The 26,059-nt window shown below is 64.7% G+C and carries 25 protein-coding genes; 8 read left to right on the top strand and 17 right to left on the bottom strand.

Annotated elements, in window-relative coordinates:
• Nucleotides 1–58: 58 nt before the first annotated feature.
• Nucleotides 59–952, top strand: a complete 894-nt coding sequence (locus HU751_RS18520; protein ID WP_186734485.1) for a GNAT family N-acetyltransferase — start codon at nt 59–61, stop codon at nt 950–952.
• Nucleotides 953–977: 25 nt separating this feature from the next.
• Here the strand turns inward: HU751_RS18520 and HU751_RS18515 are convergent, their stop codons facing one another.
• The 4 genes from HU751_RS18515 to HU751_RS18500 form a co-directional block, all read right to left on the bottom strand.
• The gene (locus tag HU751_RS18515; RefSeq protein ID WP_186734486.1) at nt 978–1,988 is read right to left on the bottom strand and encodes a zinc-dependent alcohol dehydrogenase family protein; all 1,011 of its coding nucleotides are present in this window, start codon (nt 1,986–1,988) and stop codon (nt 978–980) included.
• A 71-nt stretch (nt 1,989–2,059) separates the two neighbouring features.
• Complete coding sequence (locus tag HU751_RS18510; RefSeq protein ID WP_186734487.1) at nt 2,060–2,650, bottom strand: HAD family hydrolase; 591 nt, start codon at nt 2,648–2,650, stop codon at nt 2,060–2,062.
• On the bottom strand, nt 2,647–3,516 hold the full coding sequence (gene tesB / locus HU751_RS18505) for an acyl-CoA thioesterase II (RefSeq protein WP_050707021.1): 870 nt from the start codon (nt 3,514–3,516) through the stop codon (nt 2,647–2,649). Before tesB ends, HU751_RS18510 begins: the two co-directional genes overlap by 4 nt.
• Before the next feature lie 91 nt (nt 3,517–3,607).
• Nucleotides 3,608–4,177, bottom strand: coding sequence for a GNAT family N-acetyltransferase (locus HU751_RS18500; RefSeq protein ID WP_186734488.1), 570 nt, complete (start codon nt 4,175–4,177; stop codon nt 3,608–3,610).
• Nucleotides 4,178–4,343: 166 nt separating this feature from the next.
• Between HU751_RS18500 and pmrG the strand changes: the two genes are divergently transcribed.
• The 3 genes from pmrG (at nt 4,344) to HU751_RS18485 (ending at nt 7,477) form a co-directional block, all read left to right on the top strand.
• Entirely contained in the window at nt 4,344–5,030 is a 687-nt protein-coding gene (pmrG, locus tag HU751_RS18495) for a lipopolysaccharide core heptose(II)-phosphate phosphatase PmrG (RefSeq protein ID WP_186734489.1), read from the top strand.
• Between the two features lie 141 nt (nt 5,031–5,171).
• Nucleotides 5,172–6,086: a histone deacetylase family protein gene (locus HU751_RS18490; protein ID WP_186734515.1), complete on the top strand. Its 915-nt coding sequence runs from the start codon at nt 5,172–5,174 to the stop codon at nt 6,084–6,086.
• 149 nt (nt 6,087–6,235) lie between these two features.
• Entirely contained in the window at nt 6,236–7,477 is a 1,242-nt protein-coding gene (locus HU751_RS18485) for a TIGR03862 family flavoprotein (RefSeq protein ID WP_186734516.1), read from the top strand.
• Nucleotides 7,478–7,511: 34 nt separating this feature from the next.
• Here the strand turns inward: HU751_RS18485 and rhlE1 are convergent, their stop codons facing one another.
• Nucleotides 7,512–8,843, bottom strand: coding sequence for an RNA helicase RhlE1 (gene rhlE1, locus HU751_RS18480; RefSeq protein ID WP_186734490.1), 1,332 nt, complete (start codon nt 8,841–8,843; stop codon nt 7,512–7,514).
• A gap of 64 nt (nt 8,844–8,907) precedes the next feature.
• Complete coding sequence (yedA, locus tag HU751_RS18475; protein ID WP_186734491.1) at nt 8,908–9,828, bottom strand: drug/metabolite exporter YedA; 921 nt, start codon at nt 9,826–9,828, stop codon at nt 8,908–8,910.
• 153 nt (nt 9,829–9,981) lie between these two features.
• Between yedA and HU751_RS18470 the strand changes: the two genes are divergently transcribed.
• Nucleotides 9,982–10,440, top strand: a complete 459-nt coding sequence (locus HU751_RS18470) for an Lrp/AsnC family transcriptional regulator (protein WP_186714246.1) — start codon at nt 9,982–9,984, stop codon at nt 10,438–10,440.
• A gap of 39 nt (nt 10,441–10,479) precedes the next feature.
• On the opposite strand, the gene HU751_RS18465 is transcribed toward HU751_RS18470, so the two are convergent.
• The 7 genes from HU751_RS18465 to HU751_RS18435 all read right to left on the bottom strand — a co-directional run bounded on the left by HU751_RS18465 (nt 10,480) and on the right by HU751_RS18435 (nt 17,523).
• Nucleotides 10,480–10,959, bottom strand: a complete 480-nt coding sequence (locus tag HU751_RS18465) for an NYN domain-containing protein (protein ID WP_186734492.1) — start codon at nt 10,957–10,959, stop codon at nt 10,480–10,482.
• A 50-nt stretch (nt 10,960–11,009) separates the two neighbouring features.
• Nucleotides 11,010–11,777: an SDR family oxidoreductase gene (locus HU751_RS18460; protein WP_186714248.1), complete on the bottom strand. Its 768-nt coding sequence runs from the start codon at nt 11,775–11,777 to the stop codon at nt 11,010–11,012.
• 649 nt (nt 11,778–12,426) lie between these two features.
• Nucleotides 12,427–13,143, bottom strand: a complete 717-nt coding sequence (locus tag HU751_RS18455) for an ABC transporter ATP-binding protein (RefSeq protein WP_028688239.1) — start codon at nt 13,141–13,143, stop codon at nt 12,427–12,429.
• Complete coding sequence (locus tag HU751_RS18450; protein WP_050707124.1) at nt 13,140–14,015, bottom strand: ATP-binding cassette domain-containing protein; 876 nt, start codon at nt 14,013–14,015, stop codon at nt 13,140–13,142. The genes HU751_RS18455 and HU751_RS18450 overlap by 4 nt, the downstream gene beginning before the upstream one ends.
• The gene (livM, locus tag HU751_RS18445; protein ID WP_186734493.1) at nt 14,012–15,313 is read right to left on the bottom strand and encodes a high-affinity branched-chain amino acid ABC transporter permease LivM; all 1,302 of its coding nucleotides are present in this window, start codon (nt 15,311–15,313) and stop codon (nt 14,012–14,014) included. The genes HU751_RS18450 and livM overlap by 4 nt, the downstream gene beginning before the upstream one ends.
• A gap of 2 nt (nt 15,314–15,315) precedes the next feature.
• A complete protein-coding gene (locus HU751_RS18440; RefSeq protein WP_028688242.1) occupies nt 15,316–16,230 on the bottom strand; it encodes an ABC transporter permease subunit in 915 nt (304 codons plus the stop codon).
• A gap of 156 nt (nt 16,231–16,386) precedes the next feature.
• Nucleotides 16,387–17,523: a branched-chain amino acid ABC transporter substrate-binding protein gene (locus HU751_RS18435; protein ID WP_186734494.1), complete on the bottom strand. Its 1,137-nt coding sequence runs from the start codon at nt 17,521–17,523 to the stop codon at nt 16,387–16,389.
• Nucleotides 17,524–17,964: 441 nt separating this feature from the next.
• Between HU751_RS18435 and pncB the strand changes: the two genes are divergently transcribed.
• Nucleotides 17,965–19,170 carry a nicotinate phosphoribosyltransferase gene (gene pncB, locus HU751_RS18430; RefSeq protein WP_186734495.1) on the top strand — a complete coding sequence of 402 codons (1,206 nt, stop codon included), beginning with the start codon at nt 17,965–17,967 and terminating at the stop codon, nt 19,168–19,170.
• A gap of 3 nt (nt 19,171–19,173) precedes the next feature.
• Entirely contained in the window at nt 19,174–20,001 is an 828-nt protein-coding gene (nadE, locus tag HU751_RS18425) for an NAD(+) synthase (RefSeq protein WP_186734496.1), read from the top strand.
• A gap of 66 nt (nt 20,002–20,067) precedes the next feature.
• Here the strand turns inward: nadE and azu are convergent, their stop codons facing one another.
• The gene (gene azu / locus HU751_RS18420; protein WP_050707129.1) at nt 20,068–20,514 is read right to left on the bottom strand and encodes an azurin; all 447 of its coding nucleotides are present in this window, start codon (nt 20,512–20,514) and stop codon (nt 20,068–20,070) included.
• A gap of 348 nt (nt 20,515–20,862) precedes the next feature.
• Between azu and HU751_RS18415 the strand changes: the two genes are divergently transcribed.
• On the top strand, nt 20,863–21,450 hold the full coding sequence (locus HU751_RS18415; protein WP_186734497.1) for a cytokinin riboside 5'-monophosphate phosphoribohydrolase: 588 nt from the start codon (nt 20,863–20,865) through the stop codon (nt 21,448–21,450).
• A gap of 129 nt (nt 21,451–21,579) precedes the next feature.
• Here the strand turns inward: HU751_RS18415 and HU751_RS18410 are convergent, their stop codons facing one another.
• The 3 genes from HU751_RS18410 to rplI form a co-directional block, all read right to left on the bottom strand.
• The gene (locus tag HU751_RS18410) at nt 21,580–23,877 is read right to left on the bottom strand and encodes a YgiQ family radical SAM protein (protein WP_186714254.1); all 2,298 of its coding nucleotides are present in this window, start codon (nt 23,875–23,877) and stop codon (nt 21,580–21,582) included.
• 219 nt (nt 23,878–24,096) lie between these two features.
• On the bottom strand, nt 24,097–25,494 hold the full coding sequence (gene dnaB / locus HU751_RS18405; protein WP_023629368.1) for a replicative DNA helicase: 1,398 nt from the start codon (nt 25,492–25,494) through the stop codon (nt 24,097–24,099).
• Between the two features lie 113 nt (nt 25,495–25,607).
• Nucleotides 25,608–26,054 carry a 50S ribosomal protein L9 gene (rplI, locus tag HU751_RS18400; RefSeq protein WP_011535934.1) on the bottom strand — a complete coding sequence of 149 codons (447 nt, stop codon included), beginning with the start codon at nt 26,052–26,054 and terminating at the stop codon, nt 25,608–25,610.
• Between the last annotated feature and the right edge of the window lie 5 nt (nt 26,055–26,059).

Raw genomic sequence — 26,059 nt, 5'->3', positions numbered from 1 at the left:
CATTTCATTTCAACAGCAGCTACTGTTCACACTTTCTTTACAGGTTTAAGTGAACGCCATGGCTGTCATACTCAACGACACGACTCTCAAACTCGTGGAGCACTACCGCGACGACCCGCACCTGCGCGCCGAACTCAACACCCTCACCCGCCAGACCTATGGCTTCGACTTCGAAGCCTGGTACCAGGCCGGCTTCTGGGAAGCCGACAACCAGCCATGCTCGCTGATTCGCGACGGGAAAATGCTGGCCAATGCCTCAGCCAACCTGCTCGATTTCACCCTGGATGGCCAGCCCCTGCGTTGCGTCCAGATCGGTACGGTAATGACCGCGCCCGAAGCAAAGGGCCGTGGCTACAGCCGTTATCTGATGGAAGTACTGGTGAAGCGCTGGGCAGGTAACTGCGACCTGCTGTACCTGTTCGCCAACAGCACGGTGCTGGATCTCTATCCCAGGTTCGGTTTTCGCCGAGTGGTCGAACACGAGTACTACCAGCCTTGGTCGGCGCAACCACGGGCCACAACCTTCCACCCGGTGAACCTGGATGATGGCGATCAACGCCAACGCTTCATCGAGGCGGTGGAAAAGAGTTGTCCACAGGCGCGATTGAGCCTGGTGCCGAATGTGCCGCTGACGATGTTCTATTGCGATGGGCCCTACCGGGAGGCCTTGTTCCATTCCTCGGAGCATGAGGCGTACGTGGTGATGGAACAGGATGGCGAGCGGATGGTGCTGGTGGATGTGTTCTGCGAACGCGAACTGGCGCTGGCCGATGTGCTGGCCGAACTGGTCACCTCAACCACGCAGGAGGTGGTGCTGGGGTTTGCGCCGCTGAACTGCGAAGGCTTCGCGGTGCGTGTTGTGGATAACGATGATGCGCTGTTCGTCTGGGGTGCGGCACCTACCCGTGTCGATGGGCAGGTGCTGATGTTTCCATTGCTCTCGCATACCTGAATCGCGGGGCAAGCCTGCTCCCACGTCACCAGGTCAGGCAAATCTTGCCAAAATGCTTGTTGCTCTCCTGGTACTTGAAGGCCTCGACCATCTGCTCCAGCTCGAAATGCTTGTCCACCACCGGCCGCAGGCCATTGGCGTCGATGGCGCGGACCATCGCCTGCTGCTGGGCACGGCTGCCCACCAGCACACCCTGCAGGCGGATCTGCCGCACCAGTGCCTGCACCAGCGGCAGCTGCCCGGCCACGCCGGTGAGGATGCCGATCAACGACACATGCCCGCCGATACGCGCGGCGATCATCGACTGCTCAAGCGTGGCCGGGCCACCGACTTCGATCACATGGTCCACGCCGCGTCCGCCGGTCAGTGCACGGACCTTTTCACCCCAGGCGGGCGTGGCCTTGTAGTTGATCAGGTGATCCGCGCCCAGCGCCTTGAGACGCTCCAGCTTGGCATCGCTGGACGAGGTGGCGATCACCGTGGCGCCGGCCAGCTTGGCGAATTGCAGGGCGAAGATCGACACGCCACCGGTGCCCTGCACCAGCACGCTGTCGCCGGGCTTGAGGTGGTCATCGCTCATCAGGGCGCGCCAGGCAGTGAGGCCGGCGGTGGTCAGGGTCGCCGACTCGGCATGGCTGTAGCCCTTGGGCGCGAGGGTAAAGGAGGTGGCCCGGGCGGTTACCTGTTCACGGGCATAGCCGTCGATGCCGTCGCCCGGCACGCTGGCAAAGCCCTCGACCTGGGCCTGGCCATCGAGCCAGTCGGGGAAGAAGGTGCTGACCACCGCATCACCGACCTGGAACTCGCTGACACCGGCGCCCACCGCAATCACTTCGCCAGCGCCGTCGGCCATGGGGATGCGCCGCTCGCTCGGCCCCCACATGCCGCTGACAACGGCGAAATCGTGATAGTTGAGGGAACTGGCGTGCAGGCGCACGGTGATCTCGCCGGCCTTGGGCGCGGCGGTTTCGCAGGCTCCAACCTGGACCTTGTCGTAGCCGCCACCGGGCAGGACGTAGAGGGCCTTGGTGGTCATGGGTGGGTCTCCATCGTGGGAAAAGGTGCAGTGCAGCTTAGACAGGTCTGGCTTGCCCCGCGACAGGGCCGTCAGCCCAGCAACGCCCTCAGCGCCCGGCAATCGGCCGCATGCCAGTCGGCCAGATGCGGCCATGGGTTGTCCGGCAGATTGACCAATACGGTGCGGGTGCCTGCGGCCCGGCCGCAGTCGAGGTCGAAGCGGTAGTCACCCACCATCACCATCTCACCGGGGCTCACGCCCCAGGCGCGGGCGATCTGCAGCAGCCCATCAGGGCTGGGCTTGGGCGCTGCCTCGTCGCGCCCGAGGATGTGCTCGACCGGGAAGCAGTCGGCCAGGCCGATGGCCTCGAGGGTGACATGGGCCAGTTCGCGGGCATTGCGGGTGAGGATGGCCAGCCGGCATTCACGCCCGGCCAGCTCACGCACCAGCTCCACCGCGCCGTCCGCGGCCTTGGAGGCGATCGCCAGGTCGCGCTCGTGTTCCAGCAGCCAGGCATGCTTGGCCGCCGCTTCCGCCGCCGGCAAGGCGGCCAGGTGGGTGAGGATGTCGTGGTCGGACGGAATGTCGAGCGCCTCGCGGATGGCCGCGAAGTCATGCACGGCGACCGTCAGGGTGCCATCCATGTCGAACACCCAATGGCGAATGTCCCCCAGGCTCATGCCCAGTCCTTGCGATGGCGGATCAGGCCTTCCTGGGTGGACGAGGCCACCAGCTGCCCGGCGCGGTTGAAGATGCTGCCACGGCAGAAGCCGCGGGCGTTGCCGGCCCAGGGGCTGTCGGTGGCGTACAGCAGCCACTCGTCGGCGCGCAGGTCACGGTGGAACCACAGCGAATGGTCGAGGCTGGCGATCTGCATGTCCTTGCGCCACACCGACTTGCCATGGGGCAGCAAGGATGTGGTCAGCAGGCCGAAGTCCGAGGCGTAGGCCAGCAGGTACTTGTGCAACGCCGGGATGTCCGGGAGGTTGCCGTCGGCACGGAACCAGGCGTACTTGATCGGCTCGCCCGGCTTGGGGTCGAACGGATCACGCTCGGTGATCGGGCGGATCTCGATAGGCTTGGCGCACAGCACCTTTTCGCGGATGCGCTCGGGCAGCTTGTCGGCCATGGCACTGGCCAGTTCGACTTCGCTGGGCAGGTTTTCCGGGCCGACCACGTCCGGCATCTGCGCCTGGTGCTCGAAACCGTCCTCGTCGTACTGGAACGAGGCGCTGCAGGTGAAGATCGGCTGGCCCTTCTGGATCGCCGTGACCCGCCGGGTGCTGAAGCTGCCGCCGTCGCGCACACGGTCCACCGAATAGACCACCGGCATGCTGGCATCGCCCGGACGCAGGAAGTAACCGTGCAGCGAATGCACGTGGCGCGCGTCCTCGACTGTCTGGCTGGCCGCCGACAGCGACTGACCGAGCACCTGGCCACCGTACAGCTGGCGGAAGCCCAGGTCCTGGCTGCGTCCGCGGAACAGGTTCTCCTCGATGGACTCGAGGCTCAGCAAGTCGACCAGATCGTCGAGTACGTGGCTCATGGGATTCTCCTGGCAAGGCAATACGGCGCGGTTATACCGGCGAATGATACAGGGTTTTGCCGTTCGTCCCGTCGTACGAATGGCGACCTATTCAGCCGCGCAGGTTCTGTTGCCAGCGGTCGCGGTCGATGCGGTACAGCACATGGGGGCGCAGCGGGTCGCCGACGGGCAGGCGAGGGTGCTCGAAGCTGCCCGCCAGGTCCTGGACCATGCCGATGGCCTGCATCACCTTCTGCGACGGCAGGTTGCCCTCGGTGGTGAACGACACCACCTCGTCCAGGTGCAGCTGGGCGAAGGCACAGCGCAGGCAGGCCCAGGCCGCCTCGCTGGCGAAGCCCAGCCCCCAGTGGCGACGGGCCAGGCGCCAGCCGATCTCCACCGCCGGGCCGAACGGGGCGTCGAAGTTGACGTTGAGCAGGCCGGTCATGCCGATGAAGGCGCCGCTGTCCTTGCGCTCCAGGGCCCACAGGCCGAAGCCGTACTCGTTGAAATGGCCACGGATGCGGCCGATCAGCGCCGCCGCCTCGACCCGGGTCATCGGCGCGGGGAAATAGCGCATCACCTGCGGGTCGGCGCACAGGGCGGCGAACTCGCGCAGGTCGTCGTCCTGCCATTGGCGCAACACCAGGCGCGGGCTTTCCAGTTCGAGGAGGGGGGTCATCGGCACGGCTCCGAAATCACGGTCTGGCAGTGTACAGCGTAGGCCGCGCGCATCGGCCAGCCGATGCTTTTTTCACATCGGCTTCACCGCCCCCCGACAGGCCACTTCGCACAATGCCGACACTACCGCGGCCTTCGTCGACGCCGCACTGCCATCGGAGTGACGCATGCCCCCCAGCAACACCCTGCACAACCCAGCCCTGCTATCCCCCCGCAAACGCCGCCGCTCGCGCACCGTGGTCGGCGCCGCCATCGGCCTGCTCCTGGCCCTGGCCGGGGCCAGCACCTGGCTAGCGACGAGGACGCACATCGTGAACCTTGGCAACGAGCAACAGTTGAGCGACAGCGGCCTGCTGCAGGACTGGAAGGAAGGCGCGGTGATCGTGATGATTCGCCACGCCGAACGCTGCGACAGTGCCCCGGGGCCCTGCCTGGACGATCCGACCGGCATCACCCTGTCCGGCAGCCAGGCGGCGCAACGGGTCGGCCAGGGCCTGCAGCAACTGGGGCTGGCCGGCGCCGACCTGCTCAGCAGCCCGAAGCTGCGCACCCGCCAGACCGCGCACTTCATCCTCGGCCAGGCCGTGACCAGTGAAGACTGGCTGGAGCGCTGCGACCGCCCGTTCCCGGCCGAGGCCATGGCCCGCAAGCGGCCCGGGCACAACCTGGTGCTGGTGACCCACAACGGTTGCATCGATCACTTCGCCCGCCAGCAGCATGTGCCGGGCGGCGAGCGCGAGAGCGGTTATGCCAGCGCGCTGTTCGTGTCGGTGGATGGCAACGGCAAGGCGCGAATCCTTGGGCGGATGAACGAGCCGGACTGGCAAAGGGTGCTGGCCTCCACAGGTCAATAACTGCATGTCCCTGTCGCAGGGCAAGCCCGCTGCAGCCCCGTGGGAGCGGCGATGCGGCGACCCGACTTGCCCCGCGATTGCGTTGGCACCGACGCCATCAAAGCTGGCAAGATCGCTACTCGCCCCCATCACGCCGACACCATGCCCCTGCCGCTGATCTACCACGACGACTACAGCCCCGAATTCCCCCCGGACCATCGCTTCCCGATGGACAAGTTCCGCCTGTTGCGCGATCACCTGGTGGACAGCGGCCTGACCACCGACGCCGCCCTGCTGCGCCCCGAGATCTGCCCCAACGACATCCTCGCCCTGGCCCATGACCGCGACTACATCGAGCGCTACATGAACGGCGAACTGTCCCGCGAGGACCAACGCCGCCTCGGCCTGCCCTGGAGCGAAGCCCTGGCCCGGCGCACCGTGCGCGCCGTGGGCGGTTCGCTGCTGACCGCCGAGCAGGCGCTGCAACACGGCATCGCCTGCCACCTGGCCGGCGGCACCCATCACGCCCACTACGATCACCCGGCCGGTTTCTGCATCTTCAACGACCTGGCGGTGATCAGCCGCTACCTGCTGGAGGCCGGTCGCGTGCACCGGGTGCTGATCTTCGACTGCGACGTGCACCAGGGCGATGGCACCGCGCGCATGCTCCACGACACGCCGGAGGCGATCACCGTGTCGCTGCACTGCGAGCAGAACTTCCCGGCACGCAAGGCCCAGAGCGACTGGGACATCCCCCTGCCCCGCGGCATGCACGACGACGCCTACCTCAAGGTGGTCGAAGACGCGCTGAATTACCTGCTGCCGCTGTACCAGCCCGACCTGGTGCTGTACGACGCCGGCGTCGATGTGCACAAGGACGACGCCCTGGGCTACCTGCAACTGACCGACGCAGGCTTGGCCGCCCGCGACGAGCAGGTGTTGCGCCAGTGCCTGGGCCGCGACATCCCGGTGGTGGGCGTGATCGGCGGCGGCTACAGCAAGGACCGCGAAGCCCTGGCCCGGCGCCACGGCATCCTCCACCACAGCGCGGCGCGGGTGCTCGGTTGTTCACAATGACTGTGGAACCGCTTGTGGATAACCTGCGGGAAAGCCGCTCCAGCCCTTTAACTGCCTGAGCTGCAAAGAGTTGATCGTTTTTTGAGCAGTGTCGTGGCAGGCCCCGCTGAGGTAGAATGCGCGGTCTTTTCCACAGCCTGTCGCCCGCCATGAACGATCCACGCCCCGCCTCCCGCCCCCTCGTCGCCGTGATCGGCGGCGGCCCCGCCGGCCTGATGGCCGCCGAGACCCTGGCCCGGCGCGGGATGGCGGTCGAAGTGTTCGACGCCATGCCTTCGGTGGGCCGCAAGTTCCTGCTGGCCGGCGTCGGCGGCATGAACATCACCCATTCCGAGCCCTACCCCGCCTTCATCGGCCGTTACGGCGCACGCCAGGGCGAGATCGACACGCTGCTGCGCGACTTCGATGGCGAGGCCCTGCGCCAGTGGATTCACGGCCTGGGCATCGAAACCTTCGTCGGTACCTCGGGCCGCGTGTTCCCTCGCGACATGAAGGCCGCGCCGCTGCTGCGCGCCTGGCTCAAGCGCCTGCGCGAAGCCGGCGTGGTTATCCACACCCGGCACCGTTGGCTGGGCTGGACAGCCGAAGGCGCCCTGCGGATCAGTTATCCACAAGGCGAGCTGCAGGTTCGGGCCGACGCCGTGGTGCTGGCCCTGGGTGGCGCCAGCTGGGCGCGCCTGGGCTCGGACGGCGCCTGGGTACCGCTGCTGGCCGAACGGGGTGTGGATATCTCTACACTGCGGGCGAGCAACTGCGGCTTCGAGGTCGAGGGCTGGAGCGATCTGCTCAAGGACAAGTTCGCCGGCGCCCCGCTGAAGAACATTGCCCTCGGCATGCCTGGCGCCGCGTCGCGCAAAGGCGAATTCATCCTCACCGCCCAAGGGGTGGAGGGCAGCCTGGTGTATGCCTGGTCGGCGGCGCTGCGTGAAGCGATCGACCGCGACGGGCGGGCGACGCTGCTGCTCGACCTGCTGCCGGACCGGTCTGTGGACAAGATTGCCCAGGCCCTGGCCAAGCCCAGGGGATCGCGCTCGATGGCCAAGCACCTGCACGGCCAGCTCGGGATCGACGGGGTGAAGGCGGCGTTGTTGCGCGAGCTGACCGACCAGGCGACCTTTGCCGACCCCGAGCGCCTGGCGGCGGCGGTCAAGGCGTTGCCGATCACGCTGGTACGGACCCGGCCGCTGGACGAGGCGATCAGCAGTGCTGGTGGCGTGCGCTTCGAAGGGTTGGATGAGGGGCTGATGGTGCGCAACCTGCCTGGGGTGTTCTGCGCGGGGGAGATGCTGGATTGGGAAGCGCCGACTGGGGGGTACCTGCTGACGGCGTGTTTCGCCAGTGGGTTGCGGGCTGGGAGCGCGGCGGCGGATTGGCTGGCGCGCCTGGCCTGAAGAATGCTGGGACCGCTTTGCGGCCCCAAAAATCTCAAGGCTTACGCTTGCCCGGCTTGCCACCAAAGCTCGGCACCTTGCGCACGGCCTTGACCGCCGGCGCCGAAGCCCCCGCCTCCTCGCTGTCCATCCAGCGCCCCAGGCCACGCTTGGCGCTGTTCTCTTTCGGCTTCTTGGGTTTCTTCGGCTTTTTCAGCACCTGGCCACTGGCATCGGTCACCGGCACCCGGTGATCGGGGATGAAGTCCGGCTCCTCGTGGCGCGGCAGCACCTGGCGGATCAGCGTCTCGATCGACGCCAGCAGTTGAACCTCGTCGGCGCACACCAGCGAGATCGCCTCGCCCTTGTTGCCCGCGCGACCGGTCCGACCGATACGGTGCACATAGTCCTCGGCGACGATCGGCAGGTCGAGGTTGACCACCAGCGGCAAGTCATCGATGTCCAGACCGCGGGCGGCCACATCGGTGGCCACCAGCACCTGGACTTCACGCGCCTTGAAGGTGTCCAGGGCACGCTGGCGGGTGGCCTGCGGGCGGTCGCCGTGGATACCGTCGGCGTTCACGCCCTCGGCCAGCAGACGCTCGACCAGCTGATCCACGCCATTGCGGGTCTTGGCGAATACCAGCACCTGCTTCCAGCGTTGCTTGCGCAGCAGGTGGCAGAACAGGTCGGCCTTGCGCTTCTTGTCCACCGGCACCAGCCATTGCTTGACCGTGTTGGCAGCGGCATTGCGCGGGCTGACTTCGATGCTCAACGGGTCGTTCAGCGCCAGGCCTGCGAGCATGCGGATCTGGTCGGAGAAGGTGGCGGAGAACAGCAGTGTCTGGCGCTTGCGCGGCAACGCCGCGTACACCGCCTGCAGTTCCTCGGCGAAACCCAGGTCGAGCATGCGGTCGGCTTCATCGAGCACCAGGGTCTGCACCTGGCCGAACTTGATGGCGTTCTGGCGGAACAGGTCGAGCAGACGGCCCGGGGTCGCCACCAGCAGGTCGACGCCGCGGCGCAGACGCATCATCTGTGGGTTGATGCTGACACCGCCGTACACCGCGTAGGTGGACAGCGGCAGGTTCTCGGCGTACTCACGCACATTGGCGTGGACCTGCTCGGCCAGCTCGCGGGTCGGCACCAGCACCAGCGCGCGCACCGAGTTGCTGGCGACCTTCTCCCCTTCCAGCGCCAGGCGCTGCAGCACCGGCAGGGCGAAGCCAGCGGTCTTGCCGGTGCCGGTCTGGGCGGCGGCCATCAGGTCGCGGCCGGCGAGCACGGCGGGGATGGCCTTGGCCTGGACCGGGGTGGGCGTGGTGTAGTCCAGCGTCTGCAGGGTGCGCAGCAGCGGTTCGATCAGGCCGAGTTGGGCGAAATTCATGGCAATACCGTCAGGGGGTTCAGCGAAGGCGGCAAGTTTACCCCAGTGCCACGGTGGCCGGTATTTACTTGCACACCCCTTCTTTAAGCGGCACGGGCGACTCCGGCGCCTTGCGCCACTGCGGCAGGCCGATCAGCACCACCGCGCCGATGATCACCGCCATGGCCACGCACTCCTCGGCACCGATCTGCTCGCCGGCGAAGACGATCCCCAGCAACACCGCCACCGCCGGGTTGACGTAGGCATAGCTGGTGGCCGCCGCCGGGCGCACGTGCTTGAGCAGGTACATGTAGGAACTGAACGCCAGGATCGAGCCGAAGAACACCAGGTAGGCCAGCGCGCCCCAACCGGCGGCGGTGGGCATCTGGGTCAGGCGCTCGCCGCTGACGGCACTGCCGATCAGCAACGCGGCGCCGCCCACCAGCATTTCCGCGGCACTGGCCATCGCCCCCTGGGGCAGCGGCAGGCTCTTGCTCCACACCGAACCGAAGGCCCAGGCCGCTGCGGCGAACAGGATCAGCGCCGCGCCCATGGGGCTGGCCTGCAGGTTCGAACCCATGTTGAGCATGCCGATGCCGACCAGCCCGAGGGCGATGCCCGCCCACTCCAGGCGCGAGTTGCGATGGCCGAAGAACAGGCCGAACACCAGGGTGAACAGCGGCACCGTGGCCACCGCCAGCGCCGCCACGCCCGAGGCGACCCCGGCATGCTCGGCCAGGGTCACCCCGCCGTTGCCACAACTGAGCAGCAGGAAACCGATCGCCCCTGCCGCGCGCCACTGGGGCCAGGTCGGCGCCGGCACGCCGCGCCAGCGCAGGAAGCCATACAGCAGGCTGCCGGCAATCACGAACCGCACCCCGGCCATCAGCATCGGCGGCCAGGACTCCACGCCGATGCGGATGAACAGGTAGGTCGAGCCCCAGACCAGGTACAGGGCAAGAAAGGCGCCGACAAGCAATAACGGGAAGCGACGGGCAGTGGACATGGCAAGGGCTCGAAATCCGTTTACGGGTGGATTAGTTTAGAAAGGCCCAGGCGCAAACTTAAGTTACAAAACACGTTTAAAACACCGAAACACTTTGTAATGCATGGTTATGCAGCGCTTTTCCAATCGATTACAAAGTCAGCAGGAGTCACCATGGACAAGTACGACCGCATGCTCCTCGCCGCCCTGCTGGAAAACGGGCGGGCCACCTACGCGCAGCTGGCGCGCCAGGTCAATCTCTCGGCCCCGGCAGTGGCCGAGCGGGTGGCCAAGCTGGAGGCCAGCGGCGTGATCAGCGGCTACACGGCCAAGGTCGACCTGGAGAAGATCGGGCTGCCGATCCAGTGCGTGATGGAGTTGCGCCTGGCCAGCCATGGCAACCAGCAGGCCTACGAGGCCCTGGAGAAAATCCCTGAACTCACCGAATGCCATCGGGTGACCGGCGACCCATGCGTGATCATGCAGGCGGCCGTCACCTCGATGGGCGAGCTGGAGGCGCTGATCAACCGTGTGTCGCAGCTGGGCTTCACCAAGACGTCGATCATCCTGTCGAGCGCGGTGGCGCGACGGGTGCCGCTGGGGCATCTGGAGGGCAATGGCAAAAAGGGCTGAAGCCCCACGCACCACTCCAGCCCGGAACCTGTGAACAGGTCAGTGGCGCAACAGCAACTTGCCTTCGATGGGCACATAACGGCTGGCCGCGCGGATCAGCGCCAGGGCCGTCAGTCCGGGTACACCGTAGACCACCGTTTCGACGCCATGGCGCTGCATCGCCCGCTCCAGCAACAAGTCGAAATCGCCGTCACCAGAAGCCAGCACCACCTGGTCGACCCGCGCCGCCGCCTCGATGACGTCGAGGGTGATCCCCACGTCCCAGTCGCCCTTGGCGGAGCCATCGGCGCGCTGGATGAAGGGCTTGAGGCGCACCTCGAACCCAAGGTTGCGCAGGATCTGCTGGAACTGCTGCTGCTTGCTGTCGCCACGGTCGATGGCATAGGCCACCGCCTCGACGATCTGCCCTTCACGGCTGACCTCGGCCCACAGCGCGGCGTAGTTGAAATGGCAGCCATGGCCTTGGCGAACCGTGTAGTAGAGGTTCTGCACATCGGCGAACAGGGCGATTTTCTTCAAGCGTGGACACCTCGTGTCTGCGGGGCTGCCTGACAACCCCGCACCATGATTCAACCCTTGGCCGATCGGTCGATCGAGAAGCCAGCCCAGTCCTGGCTCACCGGCATCAGCTCCAGGCTGTTGATGTTGATATGCGCAGGCTGGTTGAGGATCCAGAAGATGGTCTCGGCGATATCCTGGGGCTGGATCGGATTGGCACCGGCGTAGGTCGCATCATACTTCGCCTGGTCCCCACCGAAACGCACCAGCGAGAATTCGCTCTCGCACAGCCCCGGCTCGATATTGCTCACCCGCACGCCGGTGCCTCGCAGGTCGCAGCGCAGGCTCAGGGAGAACTGGCCGACGAACGCCTTGGTGCCGCCATACACGTTCGCACCCGGGTACGGGTAATTGCCCGCCACCGAACCGACGTTGAGGATCGACGCGCCGCGCCCATGGGCGATCAGTCGAGGCAGCAGCAAACGGGTGGTGTACATCAACCCCTTGATGTTGGTGTCGACCATGGTTTCCCAGTCGTCCAGGCTGCAGTTCTGCGCGGCGTCGACGCCCAGCGCCAACCCGGCGTTGTTGACCAGGCCCTGCAGCTTGTCGAACGTCGGCGGCAGGCTGGCGATGGCGGCCTCCATCGCCTGACGGTCACGCACGTCGACCACCAGGCCGTGCACCTCGGTCTTGGCCGACAGTTCATGGCACAACGCATCCAGGCGCTCCTTGCGCCGGCCGGTGAGCACCAGCTTCCAGCCGGCGTCGGCGAAACGGCGGGCGGTGGCCTCGCCAAAACCGGACGTCGCGCCGGTGATGAATACGGTGGATGTCATGCTCTTCTCCTCAGCGTTGGATTGTCGTCGACAGGCCTCGCAGCATGCCCGGCGCAGGGCCCGACCACAACCGTCATCGCCACTGGTCAAAAAACGTACTAACCCCGCTGAGGCCCATGATAGAAGGGCTGCGTCGGGCTATACGCATCTTATCCACAAGGCTTTCCCCACGGTTTGGGGGCAACTCGTCGGGTCAAGGGAACCTCTGTGGGTTGTGGACATCGCTGCATGATGGCGCAACGCTTTCAACCATGCCGCTTCTGGCGGTCTGTCCAAGGTTTTCCCACAGAGTTATCCACAGAAAGCCCCACACTGTAGGCGGATCCATTGGCTGCGCAAAACACATGCAAAATCATGCACAAGCAGCACTTGGTCAAAAAACGACCAAATGCTTGTACGCACTGATTTATCTGGGCTGGAGCGAGGTGCCACCATGTTTTCCACAGGCGGTTCCACATAATCCGTGGAAAGTTTTCCACCTGTGGAAACAAGGGCTTGCAGTGGGGTTGTGGAGTGTCTCAAGAAAGATATGCGACAAGTTGTCCACATCTGCCGTCTGGCATAAAACGCATCGCGGGGCAAGCCCGCTCCCACAGACCCAACCGGCACCTGTGGAAGCGGGCTTGCCCCGCGATCTGTGGAACGTAAATCAGTGCCCGCCCAGATAGGCGTTACGCACCTCCTCGTTGACCAACAGCTCCTGCCCGGTCCCGGTCATGCGGATCTGCCCGTTGACCATCACATAGGCCCGGTCCGACAGCTTCAGCGCATGGTTGGCGTTCTGCTCCACGAGGAAGATGGTCATGCCGGTCTGCGCCAGCTCGCGCAGGGTGGAGAAGATCTGCTTGACCACGATCGGCGCCAGCCCCAGCGAGGGCTCGTCGAGCAGCAGCAGCTTGGGCCGGCTCATCAGCGCCCGGGCGATGGCGAGCATCTGCTGCTCGCCGCCGGACATGGTCATGGCGCGCTGGTTGCGCCGCTCCTTGAGCCGTGGGAACAGCTCGAACATGCGCTGCATGTCCTCACCGGCATGTTTGTCGCCAATCGGAATGGTGCCCATCATCAGGTTCTCCTCGACGGTCATGTCAGGGAACACCCGGCGCCCTTCCGGAGACTGGGCGATGCCGTTGGAGGCAATGTAGTGCGACGACTTGCGGGTGATATCGGTGCCGCGATAGACGATCTGCCCGGAGGCCGCCCGCGGCTGGCCGAAAATCGACATCAGCAGTGTCGACTTGCCCGCGCCGTTGGCGCCGATCAGGCTCACCGTCTCGCCTTCGTTGATGTGCATCGAGACTTTCTTCAGGGCCTGGATCGGCCCGTAGAACACATCCAGGTCCTTCAACTCGAGAATGGGCGCACTCATATCAGCTCCTCTTCGTCTGCACCCAGGTAGGCGGCGATCACCGTCGGGTTGTGGCGGATGTCCTGCGGCGTGCCCTCGGCGATCACGTTGCCGTGGTCGAGCACGACGATATGGTCGGAGATGCTCATGACCATGCCCATGTCATGCTCGATCAGCACCACGGTGATGTCGTGCTCGTCGCGCAGCACGCGGATCATGCGGCTCAGGGCCTCGGTCTCCTGCGGGTTGAGGCCGGCGGCCGGCTCGTCCAGGCAGATGATCTTCGGTCGCGTGCACATGGCCCGGGCGATCTCCAGGCGCCGCTGCTGGCCGTATGACAGCTCGCCAGCCAGGCGGTTGGCGCAATCGACCAGGTCGACCACCTCCAGCCAATAGAACGCATGGTCCAGCGCGTCGCTCTCGGCCTTGCGGTAGCCCGGGGTGTTGAGCACGCCGGCCAGCAGGTTGCGGTTGACCCACATGTGCTGGGCCACCAGCAGGTTTTCCACGACCGACATTTCCTTGAACAGGCGAATGTTCTGGAAGGTGCGGGCAAGACCTGCGCGGTTGACCAGGTGAGTACCGCCAAACATCTTGTAGTACAGGCGGTTGGCAAAGCGCGCCGGCGAGACGAAGTCCGCCGCCTGGAAGCGCTCGCCGAGCAGCTGGATGACGTTGGTGTGGCTGCCGCGCACGTTCAGCTCGATACGTCCGCCGCTGGCCTTGTAGAAGCCGGTGAGGCAGTTGAACACAGTGGTCTTGCCGGCGCCGTTGGGGCCGATCAGGGCGAAGATCTGGTTGCGCTTGACCTTCAGGCTGACATCGCTGAGCGCCTTGATGCCGCCGAACTGCATCATCAGGTTGTCGACCGACAGAATGATTTCGTCGCTCATGGCGCCACTCCTTTACGCGGGACCACGCCGGTACGGCTGATGCGGATCAGCCCCCGCGGTCGCCAGATCATCATCAGCACCATCAGCACGCCGAACAGCAGCACCCGGTACTCGGAGAAGCTGCGCAGCAGCTCCGGGGCCACGGTCAGCACGAATGCCGCGATCACCACGCCCACGGTCGAGCCCATGCCGCCAAGCACGACGATGGCCAGGATCAGCGCCGACTCGAAGAAGGTGAACGACGACGGGTTGACGAAGCCCTGGTAGGTGGCGAAGAACACTCCGGCCAAACCGGCGGTGGAAGCGCCCAGGGTGAACGCCGAGAGCTTGACCAGCACATGGTTCAGGCCCATGGAACGGCAGGCGATCTCGTCCTCGCGCAGGGCCTCCCAGGCGCGCCCGACCGGCATGCGGGTCAGCCGGTGCTTGATGTACAGCACCGCCAGCACCACCAGGAACAGCACGGCGTAGATGAACACGAACTTCAGGTTGGGGTTGTAATCGAAGCCGAAGAACTCATGGATCGGCACTCCGCCGTCCTTGGCCCGACGGCCGAACTCCAGCCCCAGGAAGGTCGGCGACGGCGCCGGCATGCCGTTCGGGCCGCCGGTGAACGACAGCCAGTTGTTCAGCACCAGGCGAATGATCTCGCCGAAGCCCAGGGTGACGATGGCCAGGTAGTCGCCGTGCATTCGCAACACCGGGAAGCCGAGGATGCACCCGGCCAGCGCGGCAGCGATCGCCGCCAGCGGCAGCACGCTCCAGAAGCCCAGGCCCAGGTACTGGTAGCCGAGGGCCAGGCCGTAGGCGCCGATGGCGTAGAACGCCACGTAGCCCAGGTCGAGCAGGCCTGCCAGGCCCACCACGATGTTCAGGCCCAGGCCCAGCAGCACGTAGATCAGGCCGAGGATGACCACGGTCAGCAGGTACTTGTTGGCGAACACCGGGAACACGATGGCGATGACGATCAGCGCCGGGATGATGTAGCGCAGCCGCGACTTGTAGTCCGGCGCCAGCACATGCACGCCCGAGCCACCGCTGTCGAAGCCCTGGAGCATGCGTTGGCCGGTCGGTGTCTGCAGGAACAGGCTGAGGATGAAGCGCCCGACCATCACGCCGCCGACCAGCCAGGCCACGCGGGCCGGCTCGGCGTTGAAGCTGTAGCCGTCGAGCACCACGCCGACGACCGGACCGAAGACGATGAGGGCCAGCAGGCCGGCGACGATCGTCTCCAGCAGGCTGCGTTTGAGGTCGAAACCCTTGGATTGGGCAACAGAGGCAGAATTGGCAGCGGACATGTTCACACCTTAGCCACGAGCGGGCGACCCAGCAGGCCTTGGGGACGGAAGATGAGGATCATCACCAGCAGCGAGAAGCTGAACACGTCCTTGTAGTCGGAGTTGATCAGGCCGGAGAACAACGACTCGGAGATCCCCAGGATGATGCCGCCGAGCATCGCCCCCGGCAGCGAGCCGATACCGCCGAGCACCGCGGCGGTGAACGCCTTGATGCCGATGATGAAGCCGGCGTAGAAGTCGAAGGTGCCGTAGTTCATGGTGATCAGCACGCCGGCCAGCGCGGCCATCACCGCACCGATGACGAACACGTAGGAGATCACCCGGTCGGTGTTGATGCCCAGGATCGAGGCCATCTTGCGATCCTGCTGCGTCGCCCGGCACATGCGCCCGAGCTTGGTGTACTTGATGACGTAGGTGAGCAACGCCATGCCGACGAAGGCGGCCACCAGGATGAAGATCTTGGTGTAGGTCAGTTGCACGAAGCCGGTGCCCACCTCGATGCGCATGGCGCCTTCGAGCAGGGTCGGCACGCCTTGCTGGCGGGCGCCCTGGCTGATCTGCGCGTAGTTCTGCAGGATCAGCGAGATACCGATGGCGCTGATCAGCGGGGCCAGGCGGGTGGAGTTGCGCAGGGGTTTGTAGGCGATGCGTTCGATGGTGAAGCCATAGACGCCGGTAACGACGATGGTGAACAACAGGGTGCCCAGCATCAGCAGCGGAAACGACTCGATACCGAAGTAGGCCAGCAATGCCAGGCTGATCGCCGCGAGGTACGCGGAGATCATGTACACCTCGCCGTGCGCGAAGTTGATCATGCCGATGATGCCATAGACCATTGTGTAGCCGATGGCGATCAGGCCGTAGACCGACCCGAGGGTCAGGCCGTTGACCAGTTGCTGCAGGAAAATACCATCCATAACGCAATCTCACCTGATTGAGATTGCACGAGCGCCGACCACGCAGGATCCGGATGCAACGGCCCTCGCAGCGCAGAACTGTGCAGATCTACTGACAATGACAGGTACCGCGGGGCTACGGCCCGGTGCGAAACGCACGCGGGCCGTTGGCCATTGTTATTTTTGTTTTTCCAGCTGGTGGTACTTGCCGTTGGCATCCCACTGGTAGACCACGTAGTCGGAGACGGTCAGGTCGCCCTTGCTGTCCCACTTCTTCTCGCCCATGACGGTCTTGACCGGGTTGGCCTTGAGCCACTTGGCGGCGTCCTCGCCCTTGTTCGACTTGGCGCCGTTGAAGGCGGCGGCCAGGGCCTGGACCGAAGCGTAGGCGTACAGGGTGTAACCCTCAGGCTCGGTGCCGTTCTTGCGGAACTCCTCCACCACGGTCTTGCTGTCGGGCAGCAGGCGTGGGTCGGCGCCGAAGGTCATGTACACGCCGTTGGTGTACTGGGCGCCGCCGGCGGTGGCCACCAGTTCGTCGGTGACGATGCCGTCGTCGGACATGAACGCCACATCCTTCAGGCCCTGCTCGCGCAGCTGGCGTACCAGCGGACCGGCCTCGGGGTGCAGGCCGCCGAAGTAGACGACGTCGGCACCGGCGGCGCGGATCTTGGTGACCACGGCGCTGAAGTCCTTCTCGCCACGGGTCAGGCCTTCGTACAGCACCGGCGTGACGCCGCGCTTGATCAACTGCGCCTTGGTCGCGTCGGCCAGGCCCTGGCCGTAGGTGTCCTTGTCGTGCAACACGACGACCTTCTTGCCCTTGAGCACATCGACGATGTAGTTGCCGGCGACGATGCCCTGCTGGTCGTCACGGCCGCACATGCGGAACATCGCGGACAGGCCACGCTCGGTCACCTGTGGGTTGGTGGAGCCCGGGGTGATGGCGATCACGCCGGCCTCGTCGTAGACCTCGGAAGCGGGGATAGTGTTGGAGGAGCAGAAGTGACCAACTACGCCCGCCACCTTGTCCTGGTCGACCAGGCGGTTGGCCACGGCCACGGCCTGCTTGGGCTCGCAGGCGTCATCGCCCTTGACCAGGACAATCTTCTCGCCGTTGACCCCGCCAGCGGCGTTGATCTTGTCGGCCGCTGCCTGCGCACCTTTCATGTACTGCTCGCCAAACGCTGCGTTGGCCCCGGTCATGGGACCCGCGACGCCGATCTTGATGTCGGCCTGAACATACGAAGAAACACCCAGTGCCGTGGCTACGGCCAGTGCCAGGAAACCTTTCTTGTAAAACGTCTGCGACATGAGGTGGTGCTCCTAGAGTATTTTTTTTGGTTGGCACTACAACTTCTCAGCCCTGTGCTCCGAGCAAGGGCCGTGCCAGTGGTTTTGTCTTCCGGGAAAACACACGAGAGGGGGTGAACAGAGGCGACCGGCGGCCTTTTCTTTATTGAGCGTGCAACCGTCTACTGCGCAGCGAGCGCTACCGACACGCCTAGACAAGGAGCAACCTTCGAGCGCCATCATTGCAACCCTTGCGAGTGTTAACGTGCAACCGACCTGTAACAGCGGACGTCACCGAACTGCACACCGCTGGTGCGTGACTGCTACAGGCGGCACCGTTAGAAGGCTAGCTGGCGCAGGGAAAATTACCTGCAAAGGCCGCGATTGCGGGCGGCGTGGGAGCGGGCCTGCCCCGCGATCTGGCACAATGGTCGCCATTGCCCGCCTTGGAGCTTCCCCCTGATGAGCGAGAGCGCATTCGCCGAGCGCATCGTGCACAACCTGCTCGACACCGACTTCTACAAACTGACGATGATGCAGGGCGTCCTGCACAACTACCCGGACGCCGATGTCGAATGGGAATTCCGCTGCCGCAACGGCGAGGACCTGCGGCCCTACCTGGGCGAGATCCGCAACCAGCTCGAACTGCTCAGCGAGCTGACCCTGGATGACGATCAGCTGGGCTTCCTCGAGCGCATCAGCTTCCTCAAGCCGGACTTCCTGCGCTTCCTGCGCCTGTTCCGCTTCAACCTGCGCTATGTGCGCATCGGTATCGAAAACGATCAGCTGTTCCTGCGTCTGCGCGGCCCCTGGCTGCATGTGATCCTGTTCGAGGTGCCGTTGCTGGCGATCATCAGCGAGGTGCGCAACCGCCACCTGCACCCGCGCATGCGCCTCGCCGAAGCCCGCGACCAACTGCACCGCAAGTTCGACTGGCTGCGCGCGCATGCCAGCGACGACGAACTGGCCCACCTGCAGGTGGCCGACTTCGGCACCCGCCGGCGCTTCTCCAGCCGCGTGCAGGAAGAGGTGGTGCGGGTGTTGCGCGATGAGTTCCCGGGCCGCTTCGTCGGCACCAGCAACGTCGACCTGGCATGGAAACTGGATATCAAGCCCCTGGGCACCATGGCCCACGAGTGGATCATGGCCCACCAGCAGCTCGGCCCGCGGCTGATCGACAGCCAGATCGCCGCCCTGGACTGCTGGGTCCGCGAATACCGTGGATTGCTCGGTATCGCCCTGACCGACTGCATCACCATGGATGCCTTTCTCCAGGACTTCGATCTGTACTTCGCCAAGCTGTTCGACGGCCTGCGCCACGACTCGGGCGAGCCGGTGGCCTGGGCCGAGAAGGCCATCGCCCACTACCAGAAGCTGGGGATCGACCCGATGACCAAGACCCTGGTGTTCTCCGACGGCCTGAACCTGACCCGCTCGCTGGAGATCTTCCGGGCCCTGCGCGGGCGCATCAATGTCAGCTTCGGTATCGGTACCAACCTGACCTGCGACATCCCCGGTGTGGCGCCGATGAACATCGTGCTTAAAATGACCGACTGCAACGGCTCGCCAGTGGCGAAGATCTCCGACGAAGCCGCCAAGACCCAGTGCCGCGACGCGAACTTCGTCGCCTACCTGCGTCACGTATTCAAAGTCCCCAGCAAGGAGTAACCCATGCAAGCCGTTCAGCAAGAGATTGCCCGGGCGCTCAAGGTGCAGCCGCCGTTCACAGACGCCGCCGCGCTCGAGCGGGAAGTCGCCCGGCGCGTGGCCTTCATCAAGGACTGCCTGGCCAATGCCCGGCTCAAGACCCTGGTCCTGGGCATCAGCGGCGGCGTCGACTCGCTGACCGCCGCCCTGCTCGCCCAGCGCGCCATCAACGAGCTGCGCAGCGAGACCGGCGACCCGGCCTACACCTTCATCGCTGTGCGCCTGCCGTATCAAGTGCAGCATGACGAGCATGACGCCCAGGCTTGCCTCGAGGTGATCAAGGCCGATGAAGTGCACACCATCGACATCGCCCCGGCGGTGAAGGCCCTGGCGGCGGAAGTTCAGGAGCTGAAAAATGGCTCGCCGACCCTGGTGGACTTCGTCGTCGGCAACGTCAAGGCGCGCACGCGCATGGTCGCCCAGTACACCGTTGCCGGCGCCCGCGCGGGCCTGGTGATCGGCACCGACCACGCCGCCGAGGCGGTGATGGGGTTCTTTACCAAGTTCGGTGACGGAGCGTGCGACCTGGCGCCGCTGAGCGGGCTGGTGAAGAACCAGGTGCGGGCCATCGCGCGCACCTTCGGCGCGCCAGAGTCGCTGGTGGAGAAGGTACCGACCGCGGACCTGGAAGATCTCGAGCCAGGCAAGCCGGACGAGGCGTCACACGGCGTGACCTACCAGCAGATCGATGCGTTCCTGCATGGGCAGCCGGTCGATCAGGCAGCGTTCGACATCATCGTCGCCACCTACCGCAAGACCCAGCACAAGCGCGAGCTGCCGTTCGCGCCCTGAATAGCATGAGGTTGAAAGTGGGAGCGGGCTTGCCCCGCTCCCACAGGGTACGGCGTCAGGTTTTGATTACTTGACGACAACCTTGCCCTTCATCATCGAGATGTGGCCCGGGAAGGTGCAGAAGAAGCTGTAGTCGCCACCGGCTTCCAGCTTCGAGGTGTCGAGCTTGATGGTGTCCTTCTCGCCGGCACCGATCATCTTGGTGTGGCCGATGATCGCGGCGTTGTCGGCCTTGATGTAGTCCTTGTCCAGGCCTTGCGACATGCCTTCGGTGGCGATGGCCTGCATGTCGGCGGTCTTGCTGATGACCAGGTTATGGCCCATGACGTTCTTCGGCAGGCTGCCACCGTGGGTCAGTTCGATCTCGACGGTCTTGCAGCTCTTGTCGATGGTGAATTCCTTGGTGTTGAACGACATCTGGTCGGTCGAGTCGACAGTCACCTTGCAGTCGGCGGCAAAGACAGAGGCGCTGGCGAGGGTCAGCAGGGATACCGCTACAGCTTTCGCAAACATCATGAATCTCCTTGGCAGGGTTTTATCAATTGCGAGACTGCCTGAAAACAGGACGCCCGTACCTGATGTGGGTCAAGGGGTGTCAAGTGGCCAGACAGTAGATTTGTTCAATGGATTGTATACAACCAATCAAAGTGCACATCATGCCCTCTTGATAGACGATGGGACAACCTCTCATTTAGGAGTTGAATGAAATGTCCCTTTCCAGCTTCATGAACAGCCTGCTCGCCGCCTACGCCCACGGAGCCAGTGGCGCCATCTGCGAGTTCGCCCGCCCCGAGTGATCTCCCCCTTGGAAGCGACAGGCATGCGCCTTACCCTGTGCGCGCATGTAAAGGGAGATAAGCAATGCCTGTACGTTCCGTTTGTGTCTTCTGCGGCGCCAGCATCGGTGCCAACCCCGCCTATCGCGAAGCCGCCGTGGCCCTGGGCCAGGCCATCGCCCGCCGTGGCCTGACCCTGGTCTACGGCGGTGGCGCGGTCGGCCTGATGGGCACCGTCGCCGATGCCGCCCTGGCCGCCGGTGGCGAAGTCATCGGTATCATTCCGCAAAGCCTGATGAACGCCGAGATCGGCCACAAGGGCCTGTCCCGCCTGGAAGTGGTGGACGGCATGCACGCGCGCAAGGCGCGCATGGCCGAGCTCAGCGATGCCTTCATCGCCCTGCCGGGTGGCCTGGGCACGCTGGAGGAGCTGTTCGAGGTATGGACCTGGGGGCAACTGGGCTATCACGCCAAGCCGCTGGGGCTGCTGGATGTGAACGGGTTCTATGAAAAGCTGGGCGGGTTCCTCGACCATATCGTCGAAGAGGGCTTCGTGCGGCCGCAGCATCGGGCGATGCTGTTGCTTGGGCAGCAGCCGGATGAGCTGCTGGACGGGATGGATCAGTTCGAATCGCCGGTGCTGCCGAAGTGGGTCGACAAGCAGCCTGATTGAAAGCTGATATCCCGGGACCGCTTTGCGGTCCTTTCGCGGCACAAGGCCGCTCCTACAAGTGAATGCGATCCCCTGTAGGAGCGGCCTTGTGCCGCGAAAGGGCTGCGCAGCAGCCCCAAAATGGACCAGTTAGCGCGGAATGACCGGCTGGCGCGGCTTCTTGCCCTTGCCGCCCTTGGCCGCTTCCTTGCGTTCCTTGGCCGCCTGCTGGTTGCGGGCGAACGCCTCGGCCTTGGCCTTCTCGCGCTTGTCCCACGGCTTGCTGCCGTCACTGGCGCGCGGAGGCAGGCCGGTGTGCTGGGTGAGGATCTTCTGGTCCTTGCCCACCTTGTGGCTGCCGGCCGGCGTCGAGTTCTTGCGCCGGGCACTCTGGTAGCTGTCGGTCTGCGGCTGGTGCAGCGGGATCAGCTGGTGCTTGCCCGGTCCGATCAGGTCGGCGCGGCCCATGCGCTGCAGCGCTTCACGCAGCATCGGCCAGCCCTTCGGATCGTGGTAGCGCAGGAACGCCTTGTGCAACCGGCGCTGCTCCTCGCTCTTGACGATCTCCACCCCTTCGCTCTTGTAGGTGACCTTGCGCAGCGGGTTCTTGCCCGAATGGTACATGGCCGTGGCCGAGGCCATCGGCGAGGGGTAGAACGCCTGCACCTGGTCGGCGCGGAAGCCGTTGCCCTTGAGCCACAGGGCCAGGTTCATCATGTCTTCGTCGGTGGTGCCCGGGTGCGCGGCGATGAAGTACGGGATCAGGTACTGCTCCTTGCCGGCTTCCTTCGAGAACTTCTCGAACATGCGCTTGAAGCGGTCGTAGGTGCCGATGCCCGGCTTCATCATCTTGTCCAGCGGACCACGCTCGGTGTGCTCCGGGGCGATCTTCAGGTAGCCGCCGACGTGGTGGGTGACCAGCTCGCGCACGTATTCCGGCGACTCGACCGCCAGGTCGTAGCGCAGGCCCGAGGCGATCAGGATCTTCTTCACCCCCGGCAGGGCACGGGCCTTGCGGTACAGCTCGATCAGCGAGCTGTGGTCGGTGTTGAGGTTCTCGCAGATGCCCGGGAACACGCACGACGGCTTGCGGCAGTGCTTCTCGATGTCGTGGCTCTTGCAGGCGATGCGGTACATGTTGGCGGTCGGGCCGCCGAGGTCGGAGACCACGCCGGTGAAGCCCGGCACCTTGTCACGCATCTCCTCGATCTCGTGCAGGATCGACTCGTGGGAACGGTTCTGGATGATCCGGCCTTCGTGTTCGGTGATCGAGCAGAACGTGCAGCCACCGAAGCAGCCACGCATAATGTTCACCGAGAAGCGGATCATCTCGTAGGCCGGGATACGCTCCTTGCCATAGGCCGGGTGCGGGATACGCGCGTAGGGCATGCCGAACACGTAGTCCATCTCTTCGGTGGTCATGGGAATGGGTGGCGGGTTGAACCACACATCCACGTCACCATGCTTCTGCACCAGGGCGCGGGCGTTGCCCGGGTTGGTCTCCAGGTGCAGCACGCGGTTGGCGTGGGCGTAGAGCACCGGGTCGTTGCGTACCTTCTCGAACGATGGCAGGCGGATCACCGACTTCTCGCGGGTGACGCTCGGGCTGTCGAGGATCTGCACGACCTTGGCTTCGTTCGGGTCTTCCTGCTCGCCCTTGGCCTGCTCGATGGCACAGGCCTGGGTGTCCTGGGTGTTCACGTACGGGTTGATGATCTTGTCGACCCGGCCCGGACGGTCGATACGGGTGGAGTCGATCTCGAACCAGCCCTGCGGGGTGTCACGGCGAATGAACGCGGTGCCGCGCACGTCGGTGATGTGCTCGATGCTTTCACCCTGGGACAGGCGCTGGGCGACCTCGACGATCGCCCGCTCGGCGTTGCCGTACAGCAGGATGTCGGCGCTGGCATCGACCAGGATCGAGTGGCGGACCTTGTCCTGCCAGTAGTCATAGTGGGCGATGCGGCGCAGCGAAGCCTCGATGCCGCCGAGCACGATCGGCACGTGCTTGTAGGCTTCCTTGCAGCGCTGGCTGTACACCAGGCTGGCACGGTCAGGACGCTTGCCGGCCATGCCGCCGGGGGTGTAGGCGTCATCGGAACGGATCTTCTTGTCCGCGGTGTAGCGGTTGATCATCGAGTCCATGTTGCCCGCCGCGACGCCGAAGAACAGGTTCGGCTCGCCGAGCTTCATGAAGTCGTCCTTCGACTGCCAATTCGGCTGGGCGATGATGCCTACGCGGAAACCCTGGGCTTCCAGCAGGCGGCCGATGATGGCCATGCCGAACGACGCATGGTCGACGTAGGCGTCGCCGGTCACGATGATGATGTCGCAGGAATCCCAGCCGAGCTGATCCATCTCCTCCCTGCTCATCGGCAGGAAAGGCGCTGGTCCGAAGCATTCGGCCCAGTACTTGGGATAGTCGTAGAGTGGTTTGGCTGCTTGCATGTCAGTGACCGGTTCTAATGTGCAGGAAAATCGCGGGCGCGGAATATAGCACAAATTTTGACCAAATCCGACGGTAGTGGTCGGATTCAAGCGTGCGAACAAATATCACTGTGGGAGCGAGCTTGCCTCGCGATGACATCGGTGAATTCACCATCGCCATCGCGGGGCAAGCCCGCTCCCACGATCCGCTCCCACAGGGGCCAGTCCAGCCCGATGGTTTTATTCGTCGTCGTCGAAGTTGTACATGCCCGGGGCGAGGTTCTCGAAGCGGGTGTACTTGCCGATGAACGCCAGGCGCACGAAGCCGATGGGGCCGTTACGCTGCTTGCCGATGATGATCTCGGCCACGCCCTTGTGCTCGGTCTCGGGGTGATACACCTCGTCGCGGTAGACGAACATGATCACGTCGGCGTCCTGCTCGATCGCACCCGATTCACGGAGGTCGGAGTTGACCGGGCGCTTGTTGGGGCGCTGCTCCAGGGAGCGGTTGAGCTGCGACAGGGCGATCACCGGGCAGTTGAATTCCTTGGCCAGCGCCTTGAGCGAGCGGGAGATCTCGGAAATCTCGTTGGTCCGGTTATCACCAGCCGAACCCGGAATCTGCATCAGCTGCAGGTAGTCGACCATGATCATGGCGATCTCGCCATGCTCGCGGGCCAGCCGGCGGGTACGCGCCCGCATCTCCGAGGGGCTGATACCGGCGGTATCGTCGATGAACAGCTTGCGGTCGTTGAGCAGGTTCACCGCCGAGGTCAGGCGCGGCCAGTCATCGTCGTCCAGCTGGCCGGAACGCACCTTGGTCTGGTCGATCCGCCCGAGCGACGAGAGCATACGCATGATCAGCGATTCACCGGGCATCTCGAGGGAGAACACCAGCACCACCTTGTCGCTGCGCAACACGGCGTTTTCCACCAGGTTCATGGCGAAGGTGGTCTTGCCCATCGACGGACGGCCGGCGACGATGATCAGGTCGGCCGCCTGCAGGCCGCTGGTTTTCTCGTCCAGGTCGGTGAAACCGGTGGACACGCCGGTGATGTCGCTGTCGGAGTTGAACAGCGTGTCGATGCGGTCGATGGCCATGGTCAACAGCTCATTGACCCCCACCGGGCCACCGGTCTTCGGCCGCGCCTCGGCGATCTGGAAGATCTGCCGTTCGGCGTCGTCGAGGATCTCCTCGGCGTTGCGCCCCTGGGGGTTGAAGGCGTTGTCGGCGATGTCGGTGCTGATGCTGATCAGCTGACGCAACGTGGCCCGCTCGCGGATGATCGCGGCGTAGGCCTTGATGTTGGCCACCGACGGAGTGTTCTTGGCCAGCTCGGCCAGATACGCCAGGCCGCCGACCTGGGTGGAAACACCTTCCTTGTCCAGCTGCTCGTGCAGGGTCACCACGTCGAACGGCTGGTTCGCGTCCACCAGCTTGTGGATGGCGCGGAAGATCAGGCGGTGGTCATGCCGGTAGAAATCGCCGTCCGACACCTGGTCCAGCACCCGCTCCCAGGCGTTGTTGTCCAGCATCAGGCCACCGAGCACGGCCTGTTCGGCCTCGATGGAATGCGGCGGCACCTTCAGGGCGGCGGTTTGCAGGTCGAGCTGTTCGGGGGTGGTGATCTCGTTCATGGCCACGAAAGAATTCTGGGGGATGAAAAAGACAAAGGGCACGGCCTGTTCAACACAGGACCGTGCCCGATGTTAACCGTCTGACCCACAGGGAGCCAGCCGGTCAGCGCAGCTTAGGCAGCTACGACGACCACACGTACGGTGGCTTCAACGTCGCTGTGCAGGTGCACGGCTACGTCGTATTCGCCAACCTGACGGATGGTGCCGTTCGGCAGACGAACTTCAGCCTTGGCCACTTCAACGCCGGAGGCGGTCAGGGCATCAGCGATGTCGTGGGTGCCGATCGAACCGAACAGCTTGCCTTCGTCGCCAGCGGTGGCAGTGATGGTCACTTCCAGCTCGGCCAGTTGGGCAGCGCGGCTTTCAGCCGAAGCTTTCTTGTCTGCTGCAGCTTTTTCCAGCTCGGCGCGGCGCTCTTCGAACGCAGCCAGGTTGGCGGCGTTGGCAACGGTGGCCTTGCCGAATGGCAGCAGGAAGTTACGGCCGTAACCAGCCTTAACGTTTACTTTGTCGCCCAGGTTGCCCAGGTTGGCGACTTTTTCCAGCAGGATCAGTTCCATTTGGT

This window comes from Pseudomonas peradeniyensis (assembly GCF_014268935.2).
GTDB lineage: Bacteria > Pseudomonadota > Gammaproteobacteria > Pseudomonadales > Pseudomonadaceae > Aquipseudomonas > Aquipseudomonas peradeniyensis.
The sequence above is the reverse complement of the archived record's forward strand: the minus strand, read 5'-3'. Positions and strand labels throughout refer to the sequence as shown.